This is a genomic window from Deinococcus proteolyticus MRP, assembly GCF_000190555.1.
Taxonomy (GTDB): Bacteria; Deinococcota; Deinococci; order Deinococcales; family Deinococcaceae; genus Deinococcus; species Deinococcus proteolyticus.
In genome coordinates, this window is sequence record NC_015162.1 from 97,751 (window position 1) to 117,563 (window position 19,813).

Genomic DNA, 19,813 nt, shown 5'->3' on the forward strand with positions numbered 1-19,813 from the left:
GTGACTGCATCTCTGTTCAGCTGGCAAGTCCGGGGGCTGGGACGGCCTCTGGGACCGTTTCGATCTGCTGGATCTTTAGCCACTGCTGAGGACGGCCCCCGCCCAGATTCAGCAAGCAGCGGTTCCCCTCCTGCGCAGCCAGCAACGCCATCCCGATGGGACTGTTCTCGCTGGCCACCTGCAGGTCACCCACCGAGCGGCCCAGAAGCTCCGCTTCCAGAGCGCTCACGATCAACACCTTGAACGTCCTGACCGGGCGGCCATCCACAGAAGCGCTGACCGTCGCCACGGTGCCGGGTTCGACCTGCTCTCCGCTGGGCTGGGCGAGCACGGCCCCTTCCAGGGCGTCCTCCAGCTGCAGCAGCCGGGTTTCCGCCTCTGTGCAGGCGGCAGCGGACTGCCCGATGCTGCCATCGGTATCGTCCCGGCAGTCCTCCAGGGCGCGGCGGTGCGCCGCGCGCAGTTCGGTGAGGCGGGCTTCCTGGGTCTGAATCAGGGACTGCAGCGCACGCAGGCCCAGGGGCGTCATCACAATGCTCATGCCCTTATGGTGACTGCAAATCTGGTTGGTCCACGCCGCATATGGGGTTCAGCCACAGCCGCCCACCCAGCACGGCCAGCGGGACCACCAGCCAGCCCCCCCAGCCAGGATGCAGCAGACCCAGCGCCAGCCCCAGGTAGGCACACAGGGCCGCGCCGAAGACGAAGTGTTGCCAGCGGCCCAGGAAGAGAAACTCGCCGCCGGGCCAGGCGGCCACGTCGATCAGGTAGAGCAGCAGGGCCACTGCCACACTGAGGTTCAGCAACACTGCCCCCAGCCCCAGCGAGGGTCCCAGCATGAACCACAGCGCGGCCGCCCCGCTGAAGGTCAGCCCCAGGTAGCCACGCAGACGGAAATCAGGCTGAAGAAGGAAGGACGGGTCCACGTCTCCATCTTGCCTGCGAATCTGGTTGGTTCAGAGGCGGCCGTGACATCTCCATGCAAGAGAAGGTCATCAATTGATAAGACATTGCTATAAAGAAGGAAGTAGAGTCCCGATAAGCAATTGATAACACTTGACTAAATTTACACAACGCTCTAAAGTAAACGAGTCCCCTGGGCGTGATGCATGACAGCAGGAAAAGCGAGGCTCCAAGACCACAAAAAAGGCACTTGGAGTTGCAGTCCAAGTGCCGGAAAGGCGGGTGGTTGTCATGACTAAACACCGTGATGATACCACAGACCGCCGCACTCCGGACGTCATCCGGGCAGCATGGATCAACGTGCTTGCCTCGGCTCTGCGCTTGGTGGCTGCGGTGGTCAGCCTGTTTGACCGCTAAGCCTCGCTAGACTTCTAGGCATGCCCCCGCCCAGGGGGCTTTTTTTGTCCCTCACGCGGGGCGTGCGGGAGAGGGCATGGTCATTCCACATCACCTTATCCTCAGCGGCCTGCTGGCCTCCCAGGTCGCCGCCGCTGCCCTGCTCACCCGGCGGGACGCCCTGGGCGTCTCCACCGCGTTCACCGACCTTGCCCCCATTCCGCCCGGCCTGATCGACGCCGCGCATCACGCAGGCACCCTCATACATGCCCGCGCCCTGCTGGACGCCGAGGACGGCGACTACACGGCCCTGTGTGCCCTGGACAGCTGGCGGCCTACGCTGCTGGAACGCGAACTGCTGGAAAGCCAGGTCGTGATCGGCAACGAAGTGCTGGACATGCCTGAGCTGCTCAGCCGCATCCGGGCCAATAGGTCTGCCCACGGCGCGGCCACCCGGCAGGAATGGATCACCCGGCATTACGGGGCCACGCCGCTGAGCGTGCGCCAGCTGCCTGGCCACATGGACGGCACCGAACTGGCCTGTGAGTCGCTGGGACATCCCATCCTGCCGGGCCTGCGGCTGGTGTCTGAGCGCTTCCCGGAGCTGCACATCGCGGCGGCCTGCGTGCAGGAAGACCAGGGCACGGCGGGCGAGTTCTTCCTGACGGGTGGACAGATCCTTCCCGGCAGCGCCGAGTACGACCTGGGAACGGCTCACGGCCGGAGTCTAAGAGCCCGCTGCCTGGAAGCCGCGCAGCGCTCAGACCGGGAAGGAGTGCCGCGCCCTGGCATGCGGCCCAGTGCCCTGAACCCCCACACCTCGACTCCCTACACCTCCAGTCCCCAATCCCCCTTCTTCAGCGCATGGACCCGGCAAGTGGCCGCCACCCCGGCAGGAGGCCGCTGATGGGCTGGACTGGAGTTCGCGAGCAGCCGAAGGGTGCTGCCGCCGAGCGCCGGATCATCCTGGGACAGCAGAGCAAAGGGGAGTACGTGCGGCCGCTCTACGGGGAAGAGGGCAACTTCATTACCGTGGTAGCGGCCAAAACGAAAGTGGGCCGCACGCACGTGTTTGTGTGCCGCCACGTCCAGCGGCCCAGAGAGAAACCGCAGGAGACGGGGGACTGGTTCGTGCGCATCACCCTCACGCGGAACGTGGCGGGCGAGTTTCAGTACAAGGACCTGGAAGAACGCCAGGGACCAGCGCCGGTGGCCCTTCCTGAAGCGTTTCTGGCGGTGGCCGAGCGGTACTGCCCGTTGCCGGAGCTGAGCACCGAGCAACTGCGGGCCTTACATGCCCTGGGGGAGCACGGCAGCCTGGAAGCAGCCCGGAGCATCGACCCCGACCATGCAGCCCGCAGCTGGCGGCAGGCGTGCCGGGAACTGTGGAAACGCCAGAACCTGCTGGGGTCCCTGCCCGCCGGTTCACAGCTGCGCGTACAGGAAGCCCTGAAATTCCAGGGGGGCTTCGAAGAAGACCTGTTCGAGACGGTGCCCGCACAGGGCAAGAAGCGGCGCAGCGTCTACCGCTCGGTGGGCACGGGGCAACTCTGCCGGATTCCCAGGCTGGCCGAGACCGCCTTCGAGGTGGTGCGGTATGGGCCGGGCCGGTCACGAGCCGTGCCGAACCAACCAGATTCGCACTCAGGATAGAGACGGGGCCCCAGGCCCTGCAGACCCTTTTTCCCTGACTTTCCCCGCGAGGTACGACATGCACAGCTGGACTGAAATCGAGACTTCCGTAGACACTGAACTCTCCGTAGAGGCCGACCTTGAGCTTCCTGCGCTGACCGGGGACGACGCCGAGATGCTGCCGCTGCTGTTTTGTATCAGCCGGGAGCTGGCAGCACCGGACAGGCAAGCGGCGCTGCAGAACCTTGAAGCGTGCTGCCGGCTGCACATCACAGGCGGGGAACCGCTGCGGCTCAGTCTGGAGCAGATCGACCTGCTGCTTGACCTGGTGCTGGAGTTCTACGGCGTCGCGGCGGTCGAGAGCATCATGGTGGCCACAGATGGGGACACCCAGCCCCAGCCCTGTGCGGAGCAGGCGGCGGACCTCTACCGCCGGCTCACCCGGCTGCGGTATCCCGAGCAGACCGATGAGCAGTGCGGCGAGGCGCTGAACCGCCAGCACGGGCAGACACTGGAACAGCAGCGGGCCTTTGAGGAAGCCAGCGTGGGGCTGCGGAGGCGGGTGCAGTTCAGTGTAGATGAGCTGGTGTTCATCCGGGAAGTGGTGGACCACATGAGACGCGGGGTGCAGCGTACGTGCTCGCAGGGGGCGCCGGCCGAGTACGCGCTGACCCTGCTGGACGCGGTGACGGCACTGTGCCGGCTGGAACGTCCACCGTCGCAGCCACTGAGTCTGCCGCTGAGCATCCTCATGCCGGTGCAGGAACTGCTGGTCTCGGTCCAGAGCGGACAGCGCAGAATGAGTCCGGAAGAAAGGCAGGAACGAAGCGACGACATCAAGGAAACCGAACAGCTGCTCCGCAAGCTCGCGCCGCAGGGGCACGGGGTTCAGGGGGTGCAGGCTTAAGGTCCCTCACTCTGCCGAGTGAGCGGAACAGCATGCCCAATATTGCGAGCAACGCTGTCTACATCACCGGAACCAAAGCCCAGCTTGACGCCATAGTGGCCATGTGCCCTGGCGGCAAGCTGGATTTCCAACAGGTGTGTCCTATCCCAGCGGCCGTGCTGGAAGAAGGCACGCCGGGCTTGGTGGCCGCCAAGTGCCTGCGGCCCTTCTACCAGGGAGAGCAGACACCTGACGATTGCCTACGTGCGTACGCTGAGCAGTGCGGTCTGAAGACTGTTCCCAGCCTCGAAGACGTAGAAGCGCAGTACCCCGACCTGAAAGCGTTGGGCGACAAGCAGGAATGGCTCAACCAGAACTACGGAGACGCCGACCCCATCATCTGGGTGTGTCACGAGTGGGGCACAAAATGGAACAGCATCAGGGGGGTCATGCAGCGCGTCTCGGACAGTGAGTTGCGGCTGTGGTTCGACACCGCCTGGGCACCCCCACACGGCATCCTGGTCGAACTCACCCAGAAGTGGGGGGTCACCCTGAAGCTGGCGTACACCACCGAACAGGGACACTGCGGCCTGCGGAAGTACACCCCGGAGGGTCCCGGAGCGGTCTGGGCCGATCTGGAAACCGAATTTCGCTGTGAAAGCACAGAGGACGAAGGCTCTCAAGAGACCAGGGCCATCAAGGACACCCTGTCCGCCATGCTCGCCGCCCAGCCTGACACCCCAGACCCGCAAGGCCCCAGCAGCCTGACCTGACCGCCTGACATTCCCAGCGGCCTGCTTTCCCTGAGCCGGGAGGCGGGCCGCTGACCCTTTTGTGCCCCGCTGCACCCCTCATCCCCAAGGAGACCCCCATGAAAGCGATCACCCTGAAACAGAATCCCCATTGCCGCCTGCCCGAACCCACCCACGACGTGCTGCTGTACGGCAAGAAAGTCGGCACCGTCTACCACAACCTGACCGGCTACGTGGGCCTGCTCCCCACAGCGGACGGGCGCGTGTTCGACCCCGGCGAGAAGGGCATCACCAGCATGAGAAGGCTGCTCCCGGAACTCAACCGCGAGTGGGCCGCCGCAGAAGCGCAGGCTGCTGACCCCGCCGCCTTCCACGCCCAGCAGCAAGCCGCCTTTCAGGGGAAGCTGGTCCCATGAGCCGCTCTTTCTCGACCACTGACCTGCGCCAGCAGTCCACCAGTATCGTGGTGCAGGCCAGCACCGGACAGCCGGTGATCATCACCCACTACCGCCGCCCCGTGGCCGCCCTGGTGCGGCTCTCGCGTCTCAGAGAACTGGAAGCCACCGAAGCCAAATACCGCGCCCTGGTCCAGCAGCCCATCCCCGCTCAGCCTACGCCTGCCCGAAAGGAACCATCATGATTCAGACCCACGAAGAGTACGTCGCGCTCAAGCAGACCCAGACCCCTGACCCGGCCACGCTAGAGGCCATCGCCGAGTACGAGGCGGGCCTGCCCGACCTCGCGGCGGTGCCCGGCGACCCCGGCAGCTTTCTGGAGTGGTACACCGGCCGCAAGGCGGACTATGCCAGCCAGAAGGTCCGGCTGAAAGCCCAGTACGAAGCGATGCTGCGGGACATCGAACGCCAGGAAGAGGGGCTGGACTATCACTTCGCCGACCGCGCCGAGCGGGAACTGCGCGCGCAGCTCACGGGCCGCAGCCGCTCGGTCAAGTTCCTGACCGGAACCATCGGGCTCAGGAAGAAACCGGGCAGCGTGAACGGGGCGGACGTGCCACTGGAGCTGTGGCCGGAAGAAGCCCAGAGCGCCATCGTTACAAAGGTGGACAGCACCCTGCTGAAGAAGGTGGTTAAGGTGGTGGGAGAGAAAGCCTACCTGGCCGAGACGGGCGAGCCGCTGGAGCTGCCGGGCCTGCGCGTTACGCCAGAGGGCGAGGCGCTGTACGTGAAGACCGGAAAGGAAGAAGCATGAGCCAGGAACAGAACAAGCAGCAACAGGACACCCAGGAAACGATGTACGACATCAGCGTAGCGGCCAGCCTCGCCATCACGGACGAGCGGGTGCAGCAAACGGGCAGCCGTTTCACCCTGCCGGATGGCCGCCAGATTGCTGTCTGGCTGATGCCGGAGCTGATCGACGAGCGTGTAGCAGGCGAGGAAACTTATACCGACATCAGCTGGGAGGAGGCCGCAGCGCTGGGCGTGCACCTGAACGAGTATCTGGAGACCGAGATCAACGAACGATGAGGGCGACTGTTGTCGGCTTATAAGCCGACAGTAGTATTCTTCTTTCAAGAAAGGAGCAGTGATGACCCAGGCTCTCTATGTTCCTGCTGCTGCAGAGCACCTCCATCAGCGCCTTCCTGATCTCTCTGATCCTGAAACGGCGCGGCGTCTGACGGCGGCCTTGCCGGCCGTGGTCCGGATGCTGGACGACCTGCAGGTGAACCGCAGTCAGCAGGCCAGGCTTCTCGACCTGAGTGAGCGCACCCTCCAGCGTGCCCTGCAAGGAGACCTTCCCAAGAGGCTCAGCGTGGACCAGTTCACCCGGATGAGTCTGGTCACCGGCATCTACAAGGCCCTGCGCATTCTGTTCGTGGGCGAGGCCTCGAAAGCCTGGCTGACCCGTCCGAACGGCAGACGAACCTTGAACGGTCAGCGTCCGCTTGATTACATGCTCAGCGGCGGTATTCCGGCAATGCTGACGGTGCGTCAGTTGCTGGACGCGGACCGCTCAGGTCAGTTTGGGGATGCGGCGGCAGAAGACCGAGCCAGGGCGGCGAAGGTCAGCGTCCGGGTGGTGGAGGGTTGAGCATCCGGCACTTTACCGGCCGCCCTTCCCGACTGATTCCCTCCTGCTACGACCCCCCCATCCTCAGGGAGCATGCCCAGACACCAGAGGAGTATGACGCCCTGCTCGATCTGGACAACCTGACCAATGGACGGGTCATGGCCGGCAAAGGTGAGACCTCGGAACCTTACCAGAGCGTGCGTCAGGCCTGCTTCCATTACGCCAGCAACTCCAGGTTCAACATTCCCCTTGAGGGGCATGGGGCCTGGTATGCGGCTGAACTGAAAACGGCACAGCACGAGGTGGGCTATCACTTCGCCCTGCGGGCCATCGCCGAGGGCCTGGAGGAGTTCAGCACGGACTACACCCGCTACAGCTCTTATGTCGATGACGATCTGGTCGAAGCGGAAAGCCTGCCTGAATACGTGCAGGCCCTGCAGGTAGACCCCAACGATTACACGGTTTCGCAGAGGCTGGGCGAGCGTCTCCGCGAGCAGGGTTGTGCGGGCATCTGTTACCAGAGCCAGCGTTCTGCGGGTGACAGCTGCATCGCGCTGTTACAGGAATGGGCCGTGACCCATATCCAGAGGCATGAAGGCTACCGGTTCAGCTGGAATCCAGTGACAGAAGAAGTGGAAATCCGCAGGAAGTAATGGTGCCTGAGCCGTCTGATCCCACTCACAGCCCCCGCAGCTCGGCCAGCAGCCGCTCACCCACCGGCCCTGGCAGCAAGGACAGATTCGCATCGAGCAACCAGTCCAGCAGCTCCGCCATGTCCTTGGGGCCCTGATACACCGGCCTGCGCCCACCACCTTCCAGGTACAGCGCGGCCTGGTGCCAGTGCCACTGGCGCTGACCATCCAGCGTGTACGCCACCAGCCCCTGAGGAACCTCGCGCTTGCACAGAAGAAAGCGGCCTGCAGCGCAGTTCAGGACCATGTATCCCCCAGGCGGCGGGATGTGCGACTCGAAACGCTGCAGCATGGCCTGTCCCCGCACCTGCCCGGCCTCATCCAGAAAAAAATGCTCGTGCACGGCTCGCCGCACACCCTGATCCGGCTCCAGCTCCAGCGCTCCGGCCACGTCCGAGGTGTCCCGCAGCCGCTCTGTCCAAAAGGGTATGGCCAGCGCACGGTAAGCCCCATCAGCAGCCACCATGTTGGCCGCTGTCTGCGCTACCCAAGCGGGCGGCACTTCACCGAAGCGCAACCACGGCAGCGGCAGCAACGAGGGACCAGCGGGCGCGTACCCAGGTCGACCTGTGTGCAGCTCGGCCAGCAACACGTCCTCAAGTACATGCCATCCTAGCCCCAGCGCCTCAAGAAAGCGGTTGGCGTCGCCGGCGTACACCCCTCTGAGGGAGAATTCGGGTCTGCGCCTGAGCCAGCGGCCGAGGACCGCTGCAAGTTGTGTAGATGACGCCCCGGACGGAACACGCAAGGTCAGATCACTGGGGGAGAGCAGCTGCAGACGGTATCCCTGGGGTGTCCGGACACGGAAATTCAAGGCCTCTGCCGAGAAGACCTGTGGCCCGGTCACCGACAGCTCACAGCTGTACTTCCTCCCATGCCCATGCAGCTCACAGCCCACCACCTCGCGCCTCTTTGCTTTGACCGGCAACTGGGCCTGTTCCCTGGACATCATCTCTGCGGTCACAGCACCTGATCTTCGTAGCTCAAAGTGGCCAACATCACCGGCAGCCCCTGCTCCAGCAGCCACTCGCGCTGCGCCCCCCAACTGCTGGCGCGCCGGCTGGCCTTGCTGTCCTCGAACGCCCAGATCACCTCAATCCCGGCGTCCAGGTAGGACATGGTGCGCGTCTGCAAGGCCGCCGTCACGATGGGGGAGTACTGCGCTTCCCCGGCAATTCTCGACCCGTCCGGCAAGGTCAGCAACACGTCGGCAATCCGCCCAGCCTCCTGCACCCTGGACTCGAATTGCACTTCTCCTGTGCCGTATAACTCCACCAGCTTGGCAGCCAGCGCCTTTTTCATCTCGATATGTTGCATGGTCTCGGGTTCCAGCTCAGTGTGAACTGGACACTCAGGACTCTGCTCAGAACTTGCACCTGAATAGGGAGACAAAAAGCGCTCCCAGACCTGAAAATCTGGAAGTGTGAACAAACAGGTTTCAGGGGAGCGCACCCGTATTTTCGCACAGCAGGTTCTGGACATTCCAGAGACGCCGTATCAGCAGCGAAGCTTGCAAGCTTCGCTGCACCTCTTCCACAGTCCAGGTCGGAAGACCAAGTTCAGCCAGGCTGAAGGGGTCAGTCCCAGTGCACTGAGCCGATTTTTCAATGTCTATGACTGGGATTCAGACCGCTGCTGGGAAGAGATGCAGGACACCCAATGGCGCATGTTGCTGGACGCGGCTCGCCACAAACGCAAACCTCGATTGCGGCTCAGTGTGGACCTGACCACGGTGGAAAAGGTGGGCACCCAGCTGCCTTATGTCAGCGTGTACAACGGCAGGCACGGCATTCATCTGGTGGTCCTGTTCGCTGAGTACGAGGAACTGAAGTTCCCCATTTCTTACCGGGTGTACCAGGGCAAGCACACCAGCACCCCGGTGACACTGGCCCTTGATCTGCTGGAAGAGGTACCAGACTTTGTGAGGAAGCGCTTTCAGGTCTGTGTACTGGCGGACAGCGGCTTTGAGGCCGCTGTCTTTCTGGAAGGTGTGCAGCGCCTCGGTTTCGAGTTCGTGGTGGGTGTGCGGAGCAACCGGCGCACGGACCATCCTGGGCGGGTGACGGTGGCGGATTGTCCGCATGGAGGGTACGTCAACCTCGCCAACTGGTCCCTGGAAACACTGTCCCTGGGGAGGATCGACCGGGGGGACCGCGAATTCTTCGCGGTGTCGTCCGAGCTGTTAAGTAGCTTCCGGGTGTAGACTAAGTCATCAGACGACTTGACCCCCAACTGACTCCTGAAGACGAAACTCGGCTCCAGCAATTAATGTTTTCGACTGATGTCCTTCCATGTGAGCGCAAACGGTACTTTGCCCTCTGGCATGCTCACCAGGGACTATCCTCCTACAAGATTGCAGGCATGGGTATCCTGACTGCTACCCGCGTACGTCGTGTCATTACCCTTTACCGCGAAGGTGGCCTAGATGCGCTCAAAGAGCGCATCCACCCTGGAAGCAAGAGTCAGATTACGCCTGAGATTGGCGAAGATTTGAAACGGCTGATTGCTCAAGATGACCGAGTGTGGACCGCCAAGACAGTGGGTGAATATCTCGTCCAAGAACATGGCATACACCTCAAACACACGGCTATTACGGACCAGCTCCATAAGCTGGGACTGACTTGGCAGCGTACCCGCTACGTCGTTGCTGGACAAGCTGACCCAGAGGAAAAAGCCAGGTTCAAGGAAAACCTTGAAGTGGTAAAAAGGGGGCCAAGTTCGGCCTCCTGAAACTTCTTTTCCTCGACGAAGCCGCTATTTGGTTGACTCAACCCAATACCTATAGCTGGCGACCTATTCAGCAGCCCCTCCGTGTACCCACGAGTAAAGCTCGTGGTATCCGTGCCCGATTGAACTTAATGGGAGTTGTGGAATATGGGTCTGGAACAGTGTTTTACCGAGAGATAGAGGGAAATACTACAGGTCAGGCCGTTGTGGATTTCATCGAGGTTCTTGCTGCTGATGCGAATCCAGAATGTCCTACGGTTGTCCTTGTGGACCGAGCAAGTGTGCACACTTGCTCGGCAGTGAACCAGCAACGGAAGAGGTGGCAGGACCTCGGTCTCATCATCGCCCATCTCCCCGCCTACAGCCCTGAACTCAATGATATGGAGCCCCAGTGGCGACACCTGAAATATCAAGAGTTGCCAGAACGCCACTACCAGAACAAAACAGATTTGCGAAGGGCAGTTGGTGGAGCCAACTGGGGAATTGCAATATGATGCAATCTACACCTGGAAGCTACTTAGAGGGGAAGGACATCCTGGCCGAAGGAAAACGGCGCTGGGCACTGGAATCCTTTTTTAAGGAGGGGAAGCATCAGTTTGGGTTGGCGCAGTTCGCGCTGCGAACTGCCAGGGGTCTGGATCGGTGGATTCTGATGGTCTTCTTGGCGTTTACCCTGACCATGCTGCACCGCTCAGAGGACATGACCTTGAAGGAAGCTGCACGCTTGGCTCTGTACACCTTGTTCCCCGAAGTCAGGCTGAACCACCTGCTGAGCCAGCTTCAAAAAGAGCAAGAATTCTTGCTCCAGCACGGCTATTCGCTCAGCTATGCAAGGTGCAAGTTATGAGTTTGACGAACTTGCGACGAGTTTTGCCGTACAGGCCAAGGTCACGCATGAGGCGAGCAATCCGTCTGACACTGTGGTAATGACCCTTGGCTGCCAGTTCAGCCTGAATCCGGGGCGCTCCATAGCGCCCCTTATGCTGATGGTGGATGTCCTCAACAAGCGGTTTGAGATGTTCGTCCTCCATCTTTCTCGGTGATAATGGCCTTCTTCGCCAGCTCCTGAAGCCGCTGGGCGTCACTTGCAGGACTCTGCACATGACATCAGTTCGATATTCACCCTGGTGAGCAGCGATGAACGCGAACCTTAGAGATTTTCTTTGGCAAAGAAGGCTGCTGCTTTTTTTAAGATTTCACGCTCCTGACGCAAAATCTCAACTTCTTTTTGGAGCCGCTGGATTTCCTGCTCTTGTGGCGTCAGGGTCGTTCGACCCTGACCTGGGAATGCGGCTGTCCCAGCCTTCTGAGCCTGGAGTCTCCAGCGATAGAGCACAGAGGGGCTGATTCCGAGGTCACGTGCAGCACGGATTGGGCCGACATCTTCACGTGCAGCGAGTTCGATGGCCTGACGCTTGAATTCGGCAGTGTAGGTCTTTCTGGTCGTCATGGTCTTGCCTCCTATGGTGAGGCTTAACTGCACCGACTCAAAACTGGACTAACCCCAGGGCCTCGTCATGGCGATCAAGGTACATGAAGCGGATTATCAGGATCGCGCCGGCGCGATCCTCCTGTTGCGAGACTTGCCCAACGTTTTTCCACGCATGCAACATCTTTGGGCAGACCAAGGATATACCGGCAAATTGGGAGCTGAAATCAGAAAACATTTGGGCTGGACGTTGGAAATCGTCAAGCATCCTTGGTCGGGGCGGCAGGGTACCTGGGCACCAAAAGACGCACCTCCACCACTTGTGGAGGTGCCAGCAGGATTCGTCGTGCTGAAACGTCGTTGGGTGGTTGAACGAACCTTCGCCTGGATAGGTAAATCCAGGCGGATGTCCAAAGATTACGAAGCATTGCCGGAAACCTCAGAAAACCTCGTCTACGAGGTTATGATTCGCTTGATGGTAAGACGACTGGCCAAAGATATGCCCTGAGGAGTTTTCAGACACACTTTAGCGAAAACCCGATTTTGCGCCATCTGTGATGAGTAATTTATGAGTCGCCAAGAATCGTGCGAAAACGACCATTTTTGAAAGACATCAGGGGTTCTTTCGCCCTTATGTCGCTATACGCCTGGACATGAAATGGATTCCTGATTACTCGTTCAGCCCTTCCTGAATAGCATTTTCCAGCGCTTCCAGGCTCAGTTCTGGGAGGGGTTTACCGTTTACGAAGAAGGTAGGTGTTCCGGTCACGCCGACGGCCTCCCCGTCCTTGCGGTCACGGGCCAACAGGTCACGCACCGCAGCGGATTCCATCGTGGCCTGGGCTTTGCTGCGGTCTAGGCCCATGTCCTCGGCGTAGTCCAGGAATTTATCAGTCTGTGCAGTCTGCTGCTCGCCCCATTCGCGTTGTTTCTGGAACAGGTAATCACGCATCCGCCAGCGTTTGTCAGCACTGTCCTGCGCGGCAGCTTCAATTAGTCCTGCGGCCAGCGTGGAGTTACTGTGCAGCGGGAAGTAGCGGGCTACCAGTCGCACTTCGCCGTTGTACTTCTGCATCACGTCCATGAGGGCAGGTTCGACAGCGGCGCAGGATTCACACTCCGGGTCAAAGAATTCCACGATGGTGACTTTAGCGTCAGCAGGCCCCAGGAAAGGGCTGTCAGGCCGAATCAGTTGCTCGGTAGAAATGGCGGCGCTGCTTTGTGGCTTGGGCCGTTTGGCAAGGTTGAACATCAGCAGGCCAGCGATAACAGCCAGGGCCAGGGTCAGAATGAGCAACGCTCGGTTGTTTTGACGGTTCATTACTTGCAGAGCTTAACACATGAGCAGTTATTCAGGTATAGTGAGGCATGCGAGTACACGGCACCCAGCTCACTTATTTCGTGGACGGAATGGACTGCGCCTCCTGTGTGGCAAAAGTGGAAAAGATGGTGGGCACGCTTCCCGGTACGGGCGAGGTCAAAACCAGTTTCAGCAAGCAGACGCTCGCCCTGACGCTGGATGAAGCGCAAACGCCCCGCAGCACGCTGGAAAACAACTTGCGGTCACTGGGCTACGCGCCTTCGCTGGTTTCCGGTGGAGTTGCGCCTGCAGCCCATGCCGACCATGAAGGCCATGACCACGCCGAACACGGTCACGACGCGCACGGGCACAGCCACGACAACCCGGCAGACCGGGGCAAGCCCTGGTATCAGACAGGGCAGGGCAAGCTGGTGGTCAGCTCAGGGATTTTGCTGGCGCTGGCGTGGTTGTTCAGCTTCATCGAGCCGCAGTTCGCCAGGTGGGGTTACATCGCCGCCACCATCATCGGTGTGTGGCCGCTGGCGAAGAAGGCTCTGGCAAGTATGCGGTTCGGGGATTACTTCAGCATCAATCTGCTGGTGAGCCTCGCGGCGATTGGTGCAGTGGCGATTGGACAGGCGGCAGAAGGTGCAGTCGTCGTGTTCTTCTTCGCGGTGGGCGAACTGCTAGAGGGCATCGCAGCGGGCCGGGCGCGGGCGGGGATTCAGTCGCTGGCGGCCCTGGCTCCCAAGACCGCTTTGCTGCTGGAAAACGGTGCAGTGCGCGAAGTCCCTGCCGACTCGCTGCAAGTCGGTCAGACCGTGCAGGTCAACCCCGGGGCGCGGGTTCCTGCTGACGGCACCATCCTGACCGGGCGCTCCAGTCTGGACGACAGCCCGGTGACGGGCGAAAGCGTGCCCGTCGGCAAGGGGGAAGGCGACAATGTCTACGCAGGCAGCATCAACACCGACAACGTGCTGACCATCCGCGTGGACAAGGATGCTGACGACAACACTATCGCCCGGATTATCCATATGGTGGAAGAAGCTGAGGGCAGCAAAGCCCCCACCGCCCGCTTTATTGACCGCTTTAGCCGCTATTACACGCCCGGCGTGGTGGCCGTATCGGCGTTGACGGCCCTTGTTCCACCCCTTTTACTGGGCCAGGAATGGTATCCCTGGCTGTACAAAGGCATTGCCCTGCTGCTCATCGGCTGCCCCTGTGCGCTGGTGCTCAGCGTGCCTGCCGCTATTACCAGTGGCATCAGTGCGGGCACCCGGCGCGGCCTGCTGATTAAGGGAGGCGCGGCGCTGGAAAGTATTGGCACAGTCAAGACCATTGCTTTTGACAAGACCGGAACGCTGACGGCTGGCAAGCCTAAAGTGACCAATGTGGTGGGTGACAGAGCTACTGTTCTGCGCCTGGCCGCTGCTGTCGAGTCGGGCAGCAGCCACCCCCTCGCCAAAGCCATCAACGACGCCGCCAAAGCCGAGAATATTGCTGTACCCGCTGCTTCGGAAGCCCGCGCCCTGCAAGGGAAAGGCGTGGAAGCACGGGTGGAAGGCCGCCTGCTCTCGGTCAGTTCGCCCAAGTACGCTGCCGAACACACGACGTTCAGTGCGGAAGCTCAGGACACCATCACTCGCTTTGAAAGCGACGGTAAAACGGCGGTAGTGCTGCACGACGCCGCGCAGGTCATCGGCATTGTCGCCATCCGCGACGAACCCCGCGAGGATGCCAAAGCGGCCCTGGCTCAGATTCGCAACCTGGGAATTCAGACGGTGATGCTCACCGGGGACAACCAGCGTACCGGGAAAGCCATTGCCAGCGGTCTGGGTCTGGACGTGCAGGCCGAACTGATGCCCGAAGACAAGCTGAAGCTGATTGACCAGTACAAAGCCAATGGCGGTGTAGCGATGGTGGGCGACGGCATCAACGACGCGCCCGCCCTGGCCCGCTCGGACGTGGGGATTGCGATGGGTGGCGGCACCGACGTGGCGCTGGAAACCGCCGACGCCGCCTTGCTGCGGGAAAAAGTGCAGGGGGTGGCCGAGCTGGTGGGCCTGTCCCGCGATACAATGGCGAACATCAAGCAGAACATCGCCTTCGCGCTGGGCCTGAAAGCCATTTTCCTGGTGACGACTCTGCTGGGCTACACCAACCTGTGGATGGCGATTCTGGCCGACACGGGCGCAACCGCCATCGTCACCGCCAACGCTCTGAGATTGCTGCGCTGGAAAGGAAGGAGTGCCTGATATGAACAGCGCTTCCCTCATGCTCCTGGCTTACATGCTGCTGTACTTCGCGGTGGCGTTCGTTTGGCGCAGCTTGCAACTGTGGCGTACCACGGGCGTGAACCCGATGGTGCTCCCCTTTGATGACTCGGCACACGGGTACGTGGGGCGGGCCATGAGGTTCGTGCTGCTCGGCGTGCTGGGCGTGGTGCTGCTGTTTACCTTCACGCCGCACCTGTTGGCCTGGCTGGGGCCAATCGTTCCCCTTATTCGCACTGAACTGCGTCTGCTGGGCTGGGGGCTGCTGCTGGCTTCACTGGTGTGGATCGCGGTGGCGCAGGGGGCAATGGGCGCGTCCTGGCGGATCGGCATTGACCGCAACAACAGAACCGAACTGATCCAGCGTGGCCCGTTTGCTCTGTCCCGCAATCCTATTTTTCTGGGCATGCGTGTGAACCTGCTGGGTCTGTTCCTGGTGCTGCCCAACGCCGCAACCCTGGCTGTATTCATTGCCGGGGAGGTCTTGATGCAGGTGCAGGTTCGGTTGGAAGAAGCGCACCTGGGAAGCCTGCACGGCGCACAGTACGACACTTACCGCCAGCAGGTGCGCCGCTGGCTTTAACGACTGGAGAACCAAATGAAGAATCTGGAAGTCACCCTCTACACTGTTCCTGACTGCGCCGACTGCGAGGCCATCAAACGTTTGCTGAAGCGCGAGAACGTGCCGTTCACCGAGAAGAACGTGCGCGGCGATCCTGAAGCCCTGGCGGAAATGCAACTCAGAGCGGACGGCGTGCGCATCGCCCCAGTCACCATGATCGGTCAGCAGGCGTTCTACGGGCGTTTCGATGAGCAGCGGCCACAGATTCTGGCGGCACTGGCTGAGGCTCAAAATCATGGCTGAAGGTCACAGTCACAGTGGGGGCCACAGTCACGGCAAGGACGCCAACGCCCGTCAACTCACGATTGCGCTGGCCCTCACTGGAACTTTTCTGGTGGTGGAAGTCGTGTACGGCATCCTGTCCGGCAGTCTGGCGCTGCTCTCGGACGCTGGACACATGCTGACCGACGTGGCCGCCCTGGCCCTGTCCCTCTTCGCCATCAGGATGGGTCAGCGGGCCGCAGATAAACGCCGCACGTTCGGGTATCGCCGCACCGAGATTCTGGCGGCGGCCCTGAACGCTGGGGCGCTGTTTGCTATCGGGTTTTACATCCTCTTTGAAGCGTACAAACGCCTGACCGAACCCGTGGCCGTGCAGACCACTTCCATGCTGATTGTGGCGACCCTGGGCCTCATCGTGAACATCATCAGCGCCCGCGTGCTGGTGGGCGGCAGCGAAGGCAGCCTGAACATCAAATCGGCGTATCTGGAAGTGATGGGCGACCTGCTTGGCTCGGTGGCGGTCATCATCGGGGCTATTCTGATTCGCTTGACGGGCCTTACCTGGATTGACCCGGTGCTGGGCGCACTGATCGGCCTGTGGGTGCTACCCCGCACCTGGATACTGCTCAAGGCCAGCGTGAATGTGCTGCTGGAAGGCGTGCCAGACGGTCTGGATTTGGATAGCCTCCGCGCCGAACTCGCGGCCCTGCCAGACGTGCAGGAAGTCCATGACCTGCACGTCTGGAGCGTCACCAGCGGGGAGAATAACCTGACCGTTCACCTCGTAAGTGCTGACCCTGGCCCAAACCTGACTGCTGAAGTAAGCGAAATTGCCGAGAAGTACGAGATTGAGCATGTCACCGTGCAGATGGAAGCACCCGGCTTTCACACGGGCAGCCATATGGAGCTTCACCCATGACCCAGAACGATACAACGCCTCCCGTCCCTCCAGAACCAGCCCACCAACCCCGCTCCTGGATAAAGTCCGCGACGCTGGCCCTGTTCGCCGTGTCAGCGGTGCTGGGTGGCACTCTGCTCTATACCAAAGTCAGGAATCCTTTGTCGCTGTACGGCACGGCCTATGCTGCTGGAACGCCCGCGCCCACGCTGGCCGGAACAGGTGAGGACGGTCAGCCACTGGCTCTGAGCGACCTGAAGGGCAAGACAGTGGCGGTATTTTTTGGCTTCCTGCATTGCCCGGATTTCTGCCCGACGACGCTGGCGGCGCTGGAACGGGTGCGGCAGGCTCTGCCGAAAGACAAACAGGCTGACTTCGTGCCGCTGCTGGTTTCCGTTGACCCCAAGCGCGACACGGTGGCAAGTATCAACGAGTACGTCAAATTCTTCAATCCGCAGGCCAAAGGGATGCGAATTCCTGAACCGCAACTGTCCGCAACAGCCAAAGCGTGGGGGGCAGGGTATCAGTACAGTGAGTCGAAAGGGCCGCGTGAATACGAGGTCAGTCACACGACTGGCACCTACCTGGTAGACAAGGCAGGCAAGCTGCGCCTGGTCTGGGATTACACCCAGGTGAATACCAATACCAGGCGGGTGGCGCAGGATGTGCTGGCGGTGATGGAATGAGCCTGCGTGCAACGCCTTACAATGCTCTGGTGACTGCACCGACCACCCAATCTGCCGATGTCTGCGAGGTGGCCTGTGTTCACCCGGAAGCTGTCGTGCTGGCAAAGTCAGCTCTGCCGGATGAACGCTGCGCCACTGAGGCCACCAATTTCCTGAAACTGCTGGGCGACACGACCCGGCTAAAAATCCTGAGCGCACTGCAGACCACCGAGCTGTGTGTCTGCGATCTCGCTTCTGTGGTGGGCATCAGCGAAAGTGCGGTCAGCCATCAGTTGCGCCTGCTGCGGACTGGGCGGCTGGTGGCCTTTCGTAAAGAGGGCCGGGTAGTGTATTACCGCCTGGCCGACGAACACGTCACCACGCTCATTCGCAGCGCCCTGGAACATGCGCGCGAGTGAGCGGCGCTCTGTTTTGTGGTTACTGGCGGCCATTGTCCTGACCGCAGGGCTGGCCTACGCCTGGTGGCAAACCATAGGTCACTGGCAAACCGCCCTGTACTGCATTGGTAGGAAGGGAACCGTCTGGAACGGTCTTTTTGCCGTGCCTGCTGGGATGAAACCCCAGTGTCCGCAGTCCCCGTCCTACCGCCAGGAAGTCAGAGATGGACAAACCCGCGTCGAGCAGTACCGTATACAGGGCTGGCAGCCACGGTCACTCATCGAACCACTGAAACAAGCCGGATTCGCCCAACTGGAGGACGAAATCGAAGGGCCGAACCACTACTCGGTGTTCATGGGCCGCAATGCCCCGGCTGAGCTGTTTTACACCGCTGTAGCGGACGGGCAGGACACGTTGATTACCCTGAGCGGCAAGTAAATCAGACAGTTCTGGGCCAGTAGGCAATCACAGCCGCGCCCAGCAGGGCAAGAAAAGCTCCGACCAGACTGGGAGTATCCGGCGTTCTGCCGTCCACCAGCCAGCCCCAGAGTAGCGACAGCACAATGAAAACACCGCCATACGCTGCGTACACCCGACCGAAATCCAGAATCTGCGGCTGCAAGGTCAGCAAAATGCCGTACAGCACCAGAATCAGTGCACCCAGCACGCCCAGCCAGATGCTTTTTCCCTCGCGTAGCCACAACCACACCAGATAACCGCCGCCGATTTCTGCGAGACCAGCCAGCAGGAACAGCAACACGGACTTCAGCATCAGTCTGACCATAGCAGCAAAAAAGGCACCCGTTCTGGATGCCTTCTTCGTTTCTGGCAATTATTTTACTTGCGGTGTTCAGGATGCGGGTCTTCACTGAGCATCTGCTGCTTCACTTCTTCATGCTTCAATTTCAGGTGGACATGCTGGTCAACATGGTCAACTGTGCTCAGGGGGAGCCAGTGATGCTGTCCATGAGCGTCCTTGGTAATCTTGATGTACTCGCCGTCGAGGTGGTCAACTTTACCGTGTTCGTTGCCGTCGGCGCAGAGGATGGGCATATCTGCCTTGATCTGGTCTCCCATGGTCATATGGTGCCTCCTGTGTCCTGAGCGTAACTGCGGCCATTGCCTATCCCGGTAGTGGCTGTAAAGACGTGATTTACTAACAGGATGCCGGAGTGTCCAGCCTGTCAAAGTGAACGTACTGTCAAAAATGGGAAGGCCAAAAATGGCACCCAGACCTACTTGTGTAAGGAATGTGGTCGTCGCTTCCACCCGGAAGCTCGCCCTGTAGCCCACAGTGAAGCGACCCGACAACAGATTCTCGATGCCGTCCACGAACGGATGAGTCTCAGAGGCGTGCAGCGCGTATTTGGGGTACACCGCAACACCGTGATTCGGTGGATAAAAAAGGGGCCTGTGAAGTGAGGCAGACCGTACCGGTCTGCCTCACGCCTCCAGAAGAAGTCATCGTTGAGTTGGATGAAATGTGGACCTTCGTTGCCAAGAAAAAACAGGCAAGGTGGCTCTGGATTGCTCTGGAGCGCAGCACCCGCAGGGTGCTGGCCTGGGTCCTGGGTGACAGGAGTGAGCAAACAGCGTTCAAGCTCTGGGAGCGCTTACCGTTGTCCCTTGAGCAGCGGCTGAAAGGGACGTTTTGCACCGATCTGTGGCGAGCCTATGATGAGCCACTCTTGGGAGTAAAGCGGCTGACCCGGAAGGGAGAAACGAATCACGTCGAACGATTTAACTGCACGCTGAGACAGCGGTTGGGTCGGCTCGTTCGTAAGTCGTTGTCTTTCTCAAAGACGGATGAAATGCTCGAAGCCAGCCTGACTCTGGCTTTGCATCGTTACAACTTGTCACGTTGATGCAGCCACTACCCCTATCCCATGAGGCAGGCGTTAATTCGCTTTATGCCTGAACAGATTTACAGGTATAGCTCAGTGATGGGGTTAAAGTATGTCTGAAAACTCCTCAGGGCATATCTTTGGC

At 60.7% G+C, this 19,813-nt stretch carries 31 protein-coding genes and 2 pseudogenes; 24 read left to right on the top strand and 9 right to left on the bottom strand.

Annotation, left to right across the window (positions count from 1 at the left end):
* Nucleotides 1-16: 16 nt before the first annotated feature.
* On the bottom strand, nucleotides 17-541 hold the full coding sequence (locus DEIPR_RS12130; protein ID WP_013615880.1) for a GreA/GreB family elongation factor: 525 nt from the start codon (nucleotides 539-541) through the stop codon (nucleotides 17-19).
* 4 nt (nucleotides 542-545) lie between these two features.
* Complete coding sequence (locus tag DEIPR_RS12135; RefSeq protein ID WP_013615881.1) at nucleotides 546-926, bottom strand: hypothetical protein; 381 nt, start codon at nucleotides 924-926, stop codon at nucleotides 546-548.
* 268 nt (nucleotides 927-1,194) lie between these two features.
* On the opposite strand from DEIPR_RS12135, the gene DEIPR_RS14770 reads away from it, so the two are divergent.
* The 11 genes from DEIPR_RS14770 (at nucleotide 1,195) to DEIPR_RS12185 (ending at nucleotide 7,250) form a co-directional block, all read left to right on the top strand.
* Nucleotides 1,195-1,320, top strand: a complete 126-nt coding sequence (locus DEIPR_RS14770; protein ID WP_013615882.1) for a hypothetical protein — start codon at nucleotides 1,195-1,197, stop codon at nucleotides 1,318-1,320.
* A 76-nt stretch (nucleotides 1,321-1,396) separates the two neighbouring features.
* Nucleotides 1,397-2,206: a hypothetical protein gene (locus tag DEIPR_RS12140; protein WP_013615883.1), complete on the top strand. Its 810-nt coding sequence runs from the start codon at nucleotides 1,397-1,399 to the stop codon at nucleotides 2,204-2,206.
* Nucleotides 2,206-2,952 carry a DUF6927 domain-containing protein gene (locus tag DEIPR_RS12145; RefSeq protein WP_013615884.1) on the top strand — a complete coding sequence of 249 codons (747 nt, stop codon included), beginning with the start codon at nucleotides 2,206-2,208 and terminating at the stop codon, nucleotides 2,950-2,952. Before DEIPR_RS12140 ends, DEIPR_RS12145 begins: the two co-directional genes overlap by 1 nt.
* A 58-nt stretch (nucleotides 2,953-3,010) precedes the next feature.
* Nucleotides 3,011-3,838, top strand: coding sequence for a hypothetical protein (locus tag DEIPR_RS12150; protein WP_013615885.1), 828 nt, complete (start codon nucleotides 3,011-3,013; stop codon nucleotides 3,836-3,838).
* Between the two features lie 32 nt (nucleotides 3,839-3,870).
* Nucleotides 3,871-4,590: a DUF1281 family ferredoxin-like fold protein gene (locus DEIPR_RS12155; RefSeq protein WP_013615886.1), complete on the top strand. Its 720-nt coding sequence runs from the start codon at nucleotides 3,871-3,873 to the stop codon at nucleotides 4,588-4,590.
* Nucleotides 4,591-4,688: 98 nt separating this feature from the next.
* Nucleotides 4,689-4,985, top strand: coding sequence for a hypothetical protein (locus DEIPR_RS12160; protein WP_013615887.1), 297 nt, complete (start codon nucleotides 4,689-4,691; stop codon nucleotides 4,983-4,985).
* Entirely contained in the window at nucleotides 4,982-5,209 is a 228-nt protein-coding gene (locus DEIPR_RS12165; RefSeq protein WP_013615888.1) for a type II toxin-antitoxin system prevent-host-death family antitoxin, read from the top strand. Before DEIPR_RS12160 ends, DEIPR_RS12165 begins: the two co-directional genes overlap by 4 nt.
* Nucleotides 5,206-5,778, top strand: coding sequence for a hypothetical protein (locus DEIPR_RS12170; protein WP_013615889.1), 573 nt, complete (start codon nucleotides 5,206-5,208; stop codon nucleotides 5,776-5,778). The genes DEIPR_RS12165 and DEIPR_RS12170 overlap by 4 nt, the downstream gene beginning before the upstream one ends.
* Nucleotides 5,775-6,053 carry a hypothetical protein gene (locus DEIPR_RS12175; protein ID WP_013615890.1) on the top strand — a complete coding sequence of 93 codons (279 nt, stop codon included), beginning with the start codon at nucleotides 5,775-5,777 and terminating at the stop codon, nucleotides 6,051-6,053. The genes DEIPR_RS12170 and DEIPR_RS12175 overlap by 4 nt, the downstream gene beginning before the upstream one ends.
* Nucleotides 6,054-6,114: 61 nt before the next feature.
* A complete protein-coding gene (locus DEIPR_RS12180) occupies nucleotides 6,115-6,618 on the top strand; it encodes an antitoxin Xre/MbcA/ParS toxin-binding domain-containing protein (RefSeq protein WP_013615891.1) in 504 nt (167 codons plus the stop codon).
* Nucleotides 6,615-7,250 (top strand): RES family NAD+ phosphorylase, encoded by a 636-nt coding sequence (locus DEIPR_RS12185; RefSeq protein WP_013615892.1) that lies wholly within the window; start codon nucleotides 6,615-6,617, stop codon nucleotides 7,248-7,250. The genes DEIPR_RS12180 and DEIPR_RS12185 overlap by 4 nt, the downstream gene beginning before the upstream one ends.
* Nucleotides 7,251-7,275: 25 nt before the next feature.
* On the opposite strand, the gene DEIPR_RS12190 is transcribed toward DEIPR_RS12185, so the two are convergent.
* Nucleotides 7,276-7,947, bottom strand: coding sequence for a hypothetical protein (locus tag DEIPR_RS12190; protein WP_148231993.1), 672 nt, complete (start codon nucleotides 7,945-7,947; stop codon nucleotides 7,276-7,278).
* A 302-nt stretch (nucleotides 7,948-8,249) separates the two neighbouring features.
* Nucleotides 8,250-8,606: a competence protein CoiA family protein gene (locus DEIPR_RS12195; RefSeq protein ID WP_041223069.1), complete on the bottom strand. Its 357-nt coding sequence runs from the start codon at nucleotides 8,604-8,606 to the stop codon at nucleotides 8,250-8,252.
* A 106-nt stretch (nucleotides 8,607-8,712) separates the two neighbouring features.
* Between DEIPR_RS12195 and DEIPR_RS12200 the strand changes: the two are divergent.
* The 4 genes and pseudogenes from DEIPR_RS12200 to DEIPR_RS14660 form a co-directional block, all read left to right on the top strand.
* Nucleotides 8,713-9,489 (top strand): annotated as a pseudogene (locus DEIPR_RS12200) (transposase); the annotation flags it as partial.
* A gap of 161 nt (nucleotides 9,490-9,650) precedes the next feature.
* Nucleotides 9,651-10,019 (top strand): winged helix-turn-helix domain-containing protein, encoded by a 369-nt coding sequence (locus tag DEIPR_RS12205; protein ID WP_169310663.1) that lies wholly within the window; start codon nucleotides 9,651-9,653, stop codon nucleotides 10,017-10,019.
* Nucleotides 10,020-10,051: 32 nt separating this feature from the next.
* Nucleotides 10,052-10,510, top strand: a complete 459-nt coding sequence (locus DEIPR_RS14890; RefSeq protein WP_169310664.1) for a transposase — start codon at nucleotides 10,052-10,054, stop codon at nucleotides 10,508-10,510.
* A gap of 47 nt (nucleotides 10,511-10,557) precedes the next feature.
* A pseudogene (locus tag DEIPR_RS14660) lies at nucleotides 10,558-10,863 on the top strand (IS701 family transposase); the annotation flags it as partial.
* Here DEIPR_RS14660 and DEIPR_RS14895 read toward each other — a convergent pair.
* Together DEIPR_RS14895 and DEIPR_RS12225 are read right to left on the bottom strand one after the other, a co-directional pair.
* A complete protein-coding gene (locus DEIPR_RS14895) occupies nucleotides 10,838-11,119 on the bottom strand; it encodes an IS3 family transposase (RefSeq protein ID WP_083801593.1) in 282 nt (93 codons plus the stop codon). The pseudogene DEIPR_RS14660 and the gene DEIPR_RS14895 sit on opposite strands and share 26 nt — an antisense overlap.
* A 47-nt stretch (nucleotides 11,120-11,166) precedes the next feature.
* Nucleotides 11,167-11,466, bottom strand: a complete 300-nt coding sequence (locus DEIPR_RS12225) for a transposase (RefSeq protein ID WP_083801594.1) — start codon at nucleotides 11,464-11,466, stop codon at nucleotides 11,167-11,169.
* A 67-nt stretch (nucleotides 11,467-11,533) separates the two neighbouring features.
* Here DEIPR_RS12225 and DEIPR_RS12230 point away from each other — a divergent pair, with 67 nt between their 5' ends.
* Complete coding sequence (locus tag DEIPR_RS12230; RefSeq protein ID WP_229253602.1) at nucleotides 11,534-11,953, top strand: transposase; 420 nt, start codon at nucleotides 11,534-11,536, stop codon at nucleotides 11,951-11,953.
* Nucleotides 11,954-12,115: 162 nt separating this feature from the next.
* Here DEIPR_RS12230 and DEIPR_RS12235 read toward each other — a convergent pair whose 3' ends face one another.
* On the bottom strand, nucleotides 12,116-12,766 hold the full coding sequence (locus DEIPR_RS12235) for a DsbA family protein (protein ID WP_013615894.1): 651 nt from the start codon (nucleotides 12,764-12,766) through the stop codon (nucleotides 12,116-12,118).
* Nucleotides 12,767-12,813: 47 nt separating this feature from the next.
* Here DEIPR_RS12235 and DEIPR_RS12240 point away from each other — a divergent pair, with 47 nt between their 5' ends.
* The 7 genes from DEIPR_RS12240 (at nucleotide 12,814) to DEIPR_RS12270 (ending at nucleotide 18,262) form a co-directional block, all read left to right on the top strand.
* Nucleotides 12,814-15,000: a heavy metal translocating P-type ATPase gene (locus DEIPR_RS12240; RefSeq protein WP_013615895.1), complete on the top strand. Its 2,187-nt coding sequence runs from the start codon at nucleotides 12,814-12,816 to the stop codon at nucleotides 14,998-15,000.
* A gap of 1 nt (nucleotide 15,001) precedes the next feature.
* Nucleotides 15,002-15,601: a methyltransferase family protein gene (locus DEIPR_RS12245; protein WP_013615896.1), complete on the top strand. Its 600-nt coding sequence runs from the start codon at nucleotides 15,002-15,004 to the stop codon at nucleotides 15,599-15,601.
* Between the two features lie 15 nt (nucleotides 15,602-15,616).
* Nucleotides 15,617-15,883 carry a glutaredoxin family protein gene (locus DEIPR_RS12250; RefSeq protein WP_013615897.1) on the top strand — a complete coding sequence of 89 codons (267 nt, stop codon included), beginning with the start codon at nucleotides 15,617-15,619 and terminating at the stop codon, nucleotides 15,881-15,883.
* Nucleotides 15,876-16,781, top strand: coding sequence for a cation diffusion facilitator family transporter (locus DEIPR_RS12255; protein ID WP_013615898.1), 906 nt, complete (start codon nucleotides 15,876-15,878; stop codon nucleotides 16,779-16,781). Before DEIPR_RS12250 ends, DEIPR_RS12255 begins: the two co-directional genes overlap by 8 nt.
* Complete coding sequence (locus tag DEIPR_RS12260) at nucleotides 16,778-17,446, top strand: SCO family protein (RefSeq protein ID WP_013615899.1); 669 nt, start codon at nucleotides 16,778-16,780, stop codon at nucleotides 17,444-17,446. Before DEIPR_RS12255 ends, DEIPR_RS12260 begins: the two co-directional genes overlap by 4 nt.
* On the top strand, nucleotides 17,443-17,844 hold the full coding sequence (locus tag DEIPR_RS12265) for an ArsR/SmtB family transcription factor (protein ID WP_013615900.1): 402 nt from the start codon (nucleotides 17,443-17,445) through the stop codon (nucleotides 17,842-17,844). Before DEIPR_RS12260 ends, DEIPR_RS12265 begins: the two co-directional genes overlap by 4 nt.
* A gap of 154 nt (nucleotides 17,845-17,998) precedes the next feature.
* Complete coding sequence (locus DEIPR_RS12270; protein ID WP_229839129.1) at nucleotides 17,999-18,262, top strand: hypothetical protein; 264 nt, start codon at nucleotides 17,999-18,001, stop codon at nucleotides 18,260-18,262.
* A gap of 1 nt (nucleotide 18,263) precedes the next feature.
* On the opposite strand, the gene DEIPR_RS12275 is transcribed toward DEIPR_RS12270, so the two are convergent.
* Both DEIPR_RS12275 and DEIPR_RS12280 read right to left on the bottom strand, forming a co-directional pair.
* Nucleotides 18,264-18,596 carry a YnfA family protein gene (locus tag DEIPR_RS12275; RefSeq protein ID WP_041223109.1) on the bottom strand — a complete coding sequence of 111 codons (333 nt, stop codon included), beginning with the start codon at nucleotides 18,594-18,596 and terminating at the stop codon, nucleotides 18,264-18,266.
* Nucleotides 18,597-18,661: 65 nt separating this feature from the next.
* A complete protein-coding gene (locus DEIPR_RS12280) occupies nucleotides 18,662-18,907 on the bottom strand; it encodes a DUF2171 domain-containing protein (RefSeq protein ID WP_013615903.1) in 246 nt (81 codons plus the stop codon).
* An 81-nt stretch (nucleotides 18,908-18,988) separates the two neighbouring features.
* Between DEIPR_RS12280 and DEIPR_RS12285 the strand changes: the two genes are divergently transcribed.
* A protein-coding gene (locus tag DEIPR_RS12285; RefSeq protein WP_126352280.1) for an IS1 family transposase occupies nucleotides 18,989-19,689 on the top strand; the annotation gives its coding sequence in 2 pieces (ribosomal slippage) (nucleotides 18,989-19,223 and nucleotides 19,223-19,689; 702 coding nt in all).
* Nucleotides 19,690-19,813: the final 124 nt, after the last annotated feature.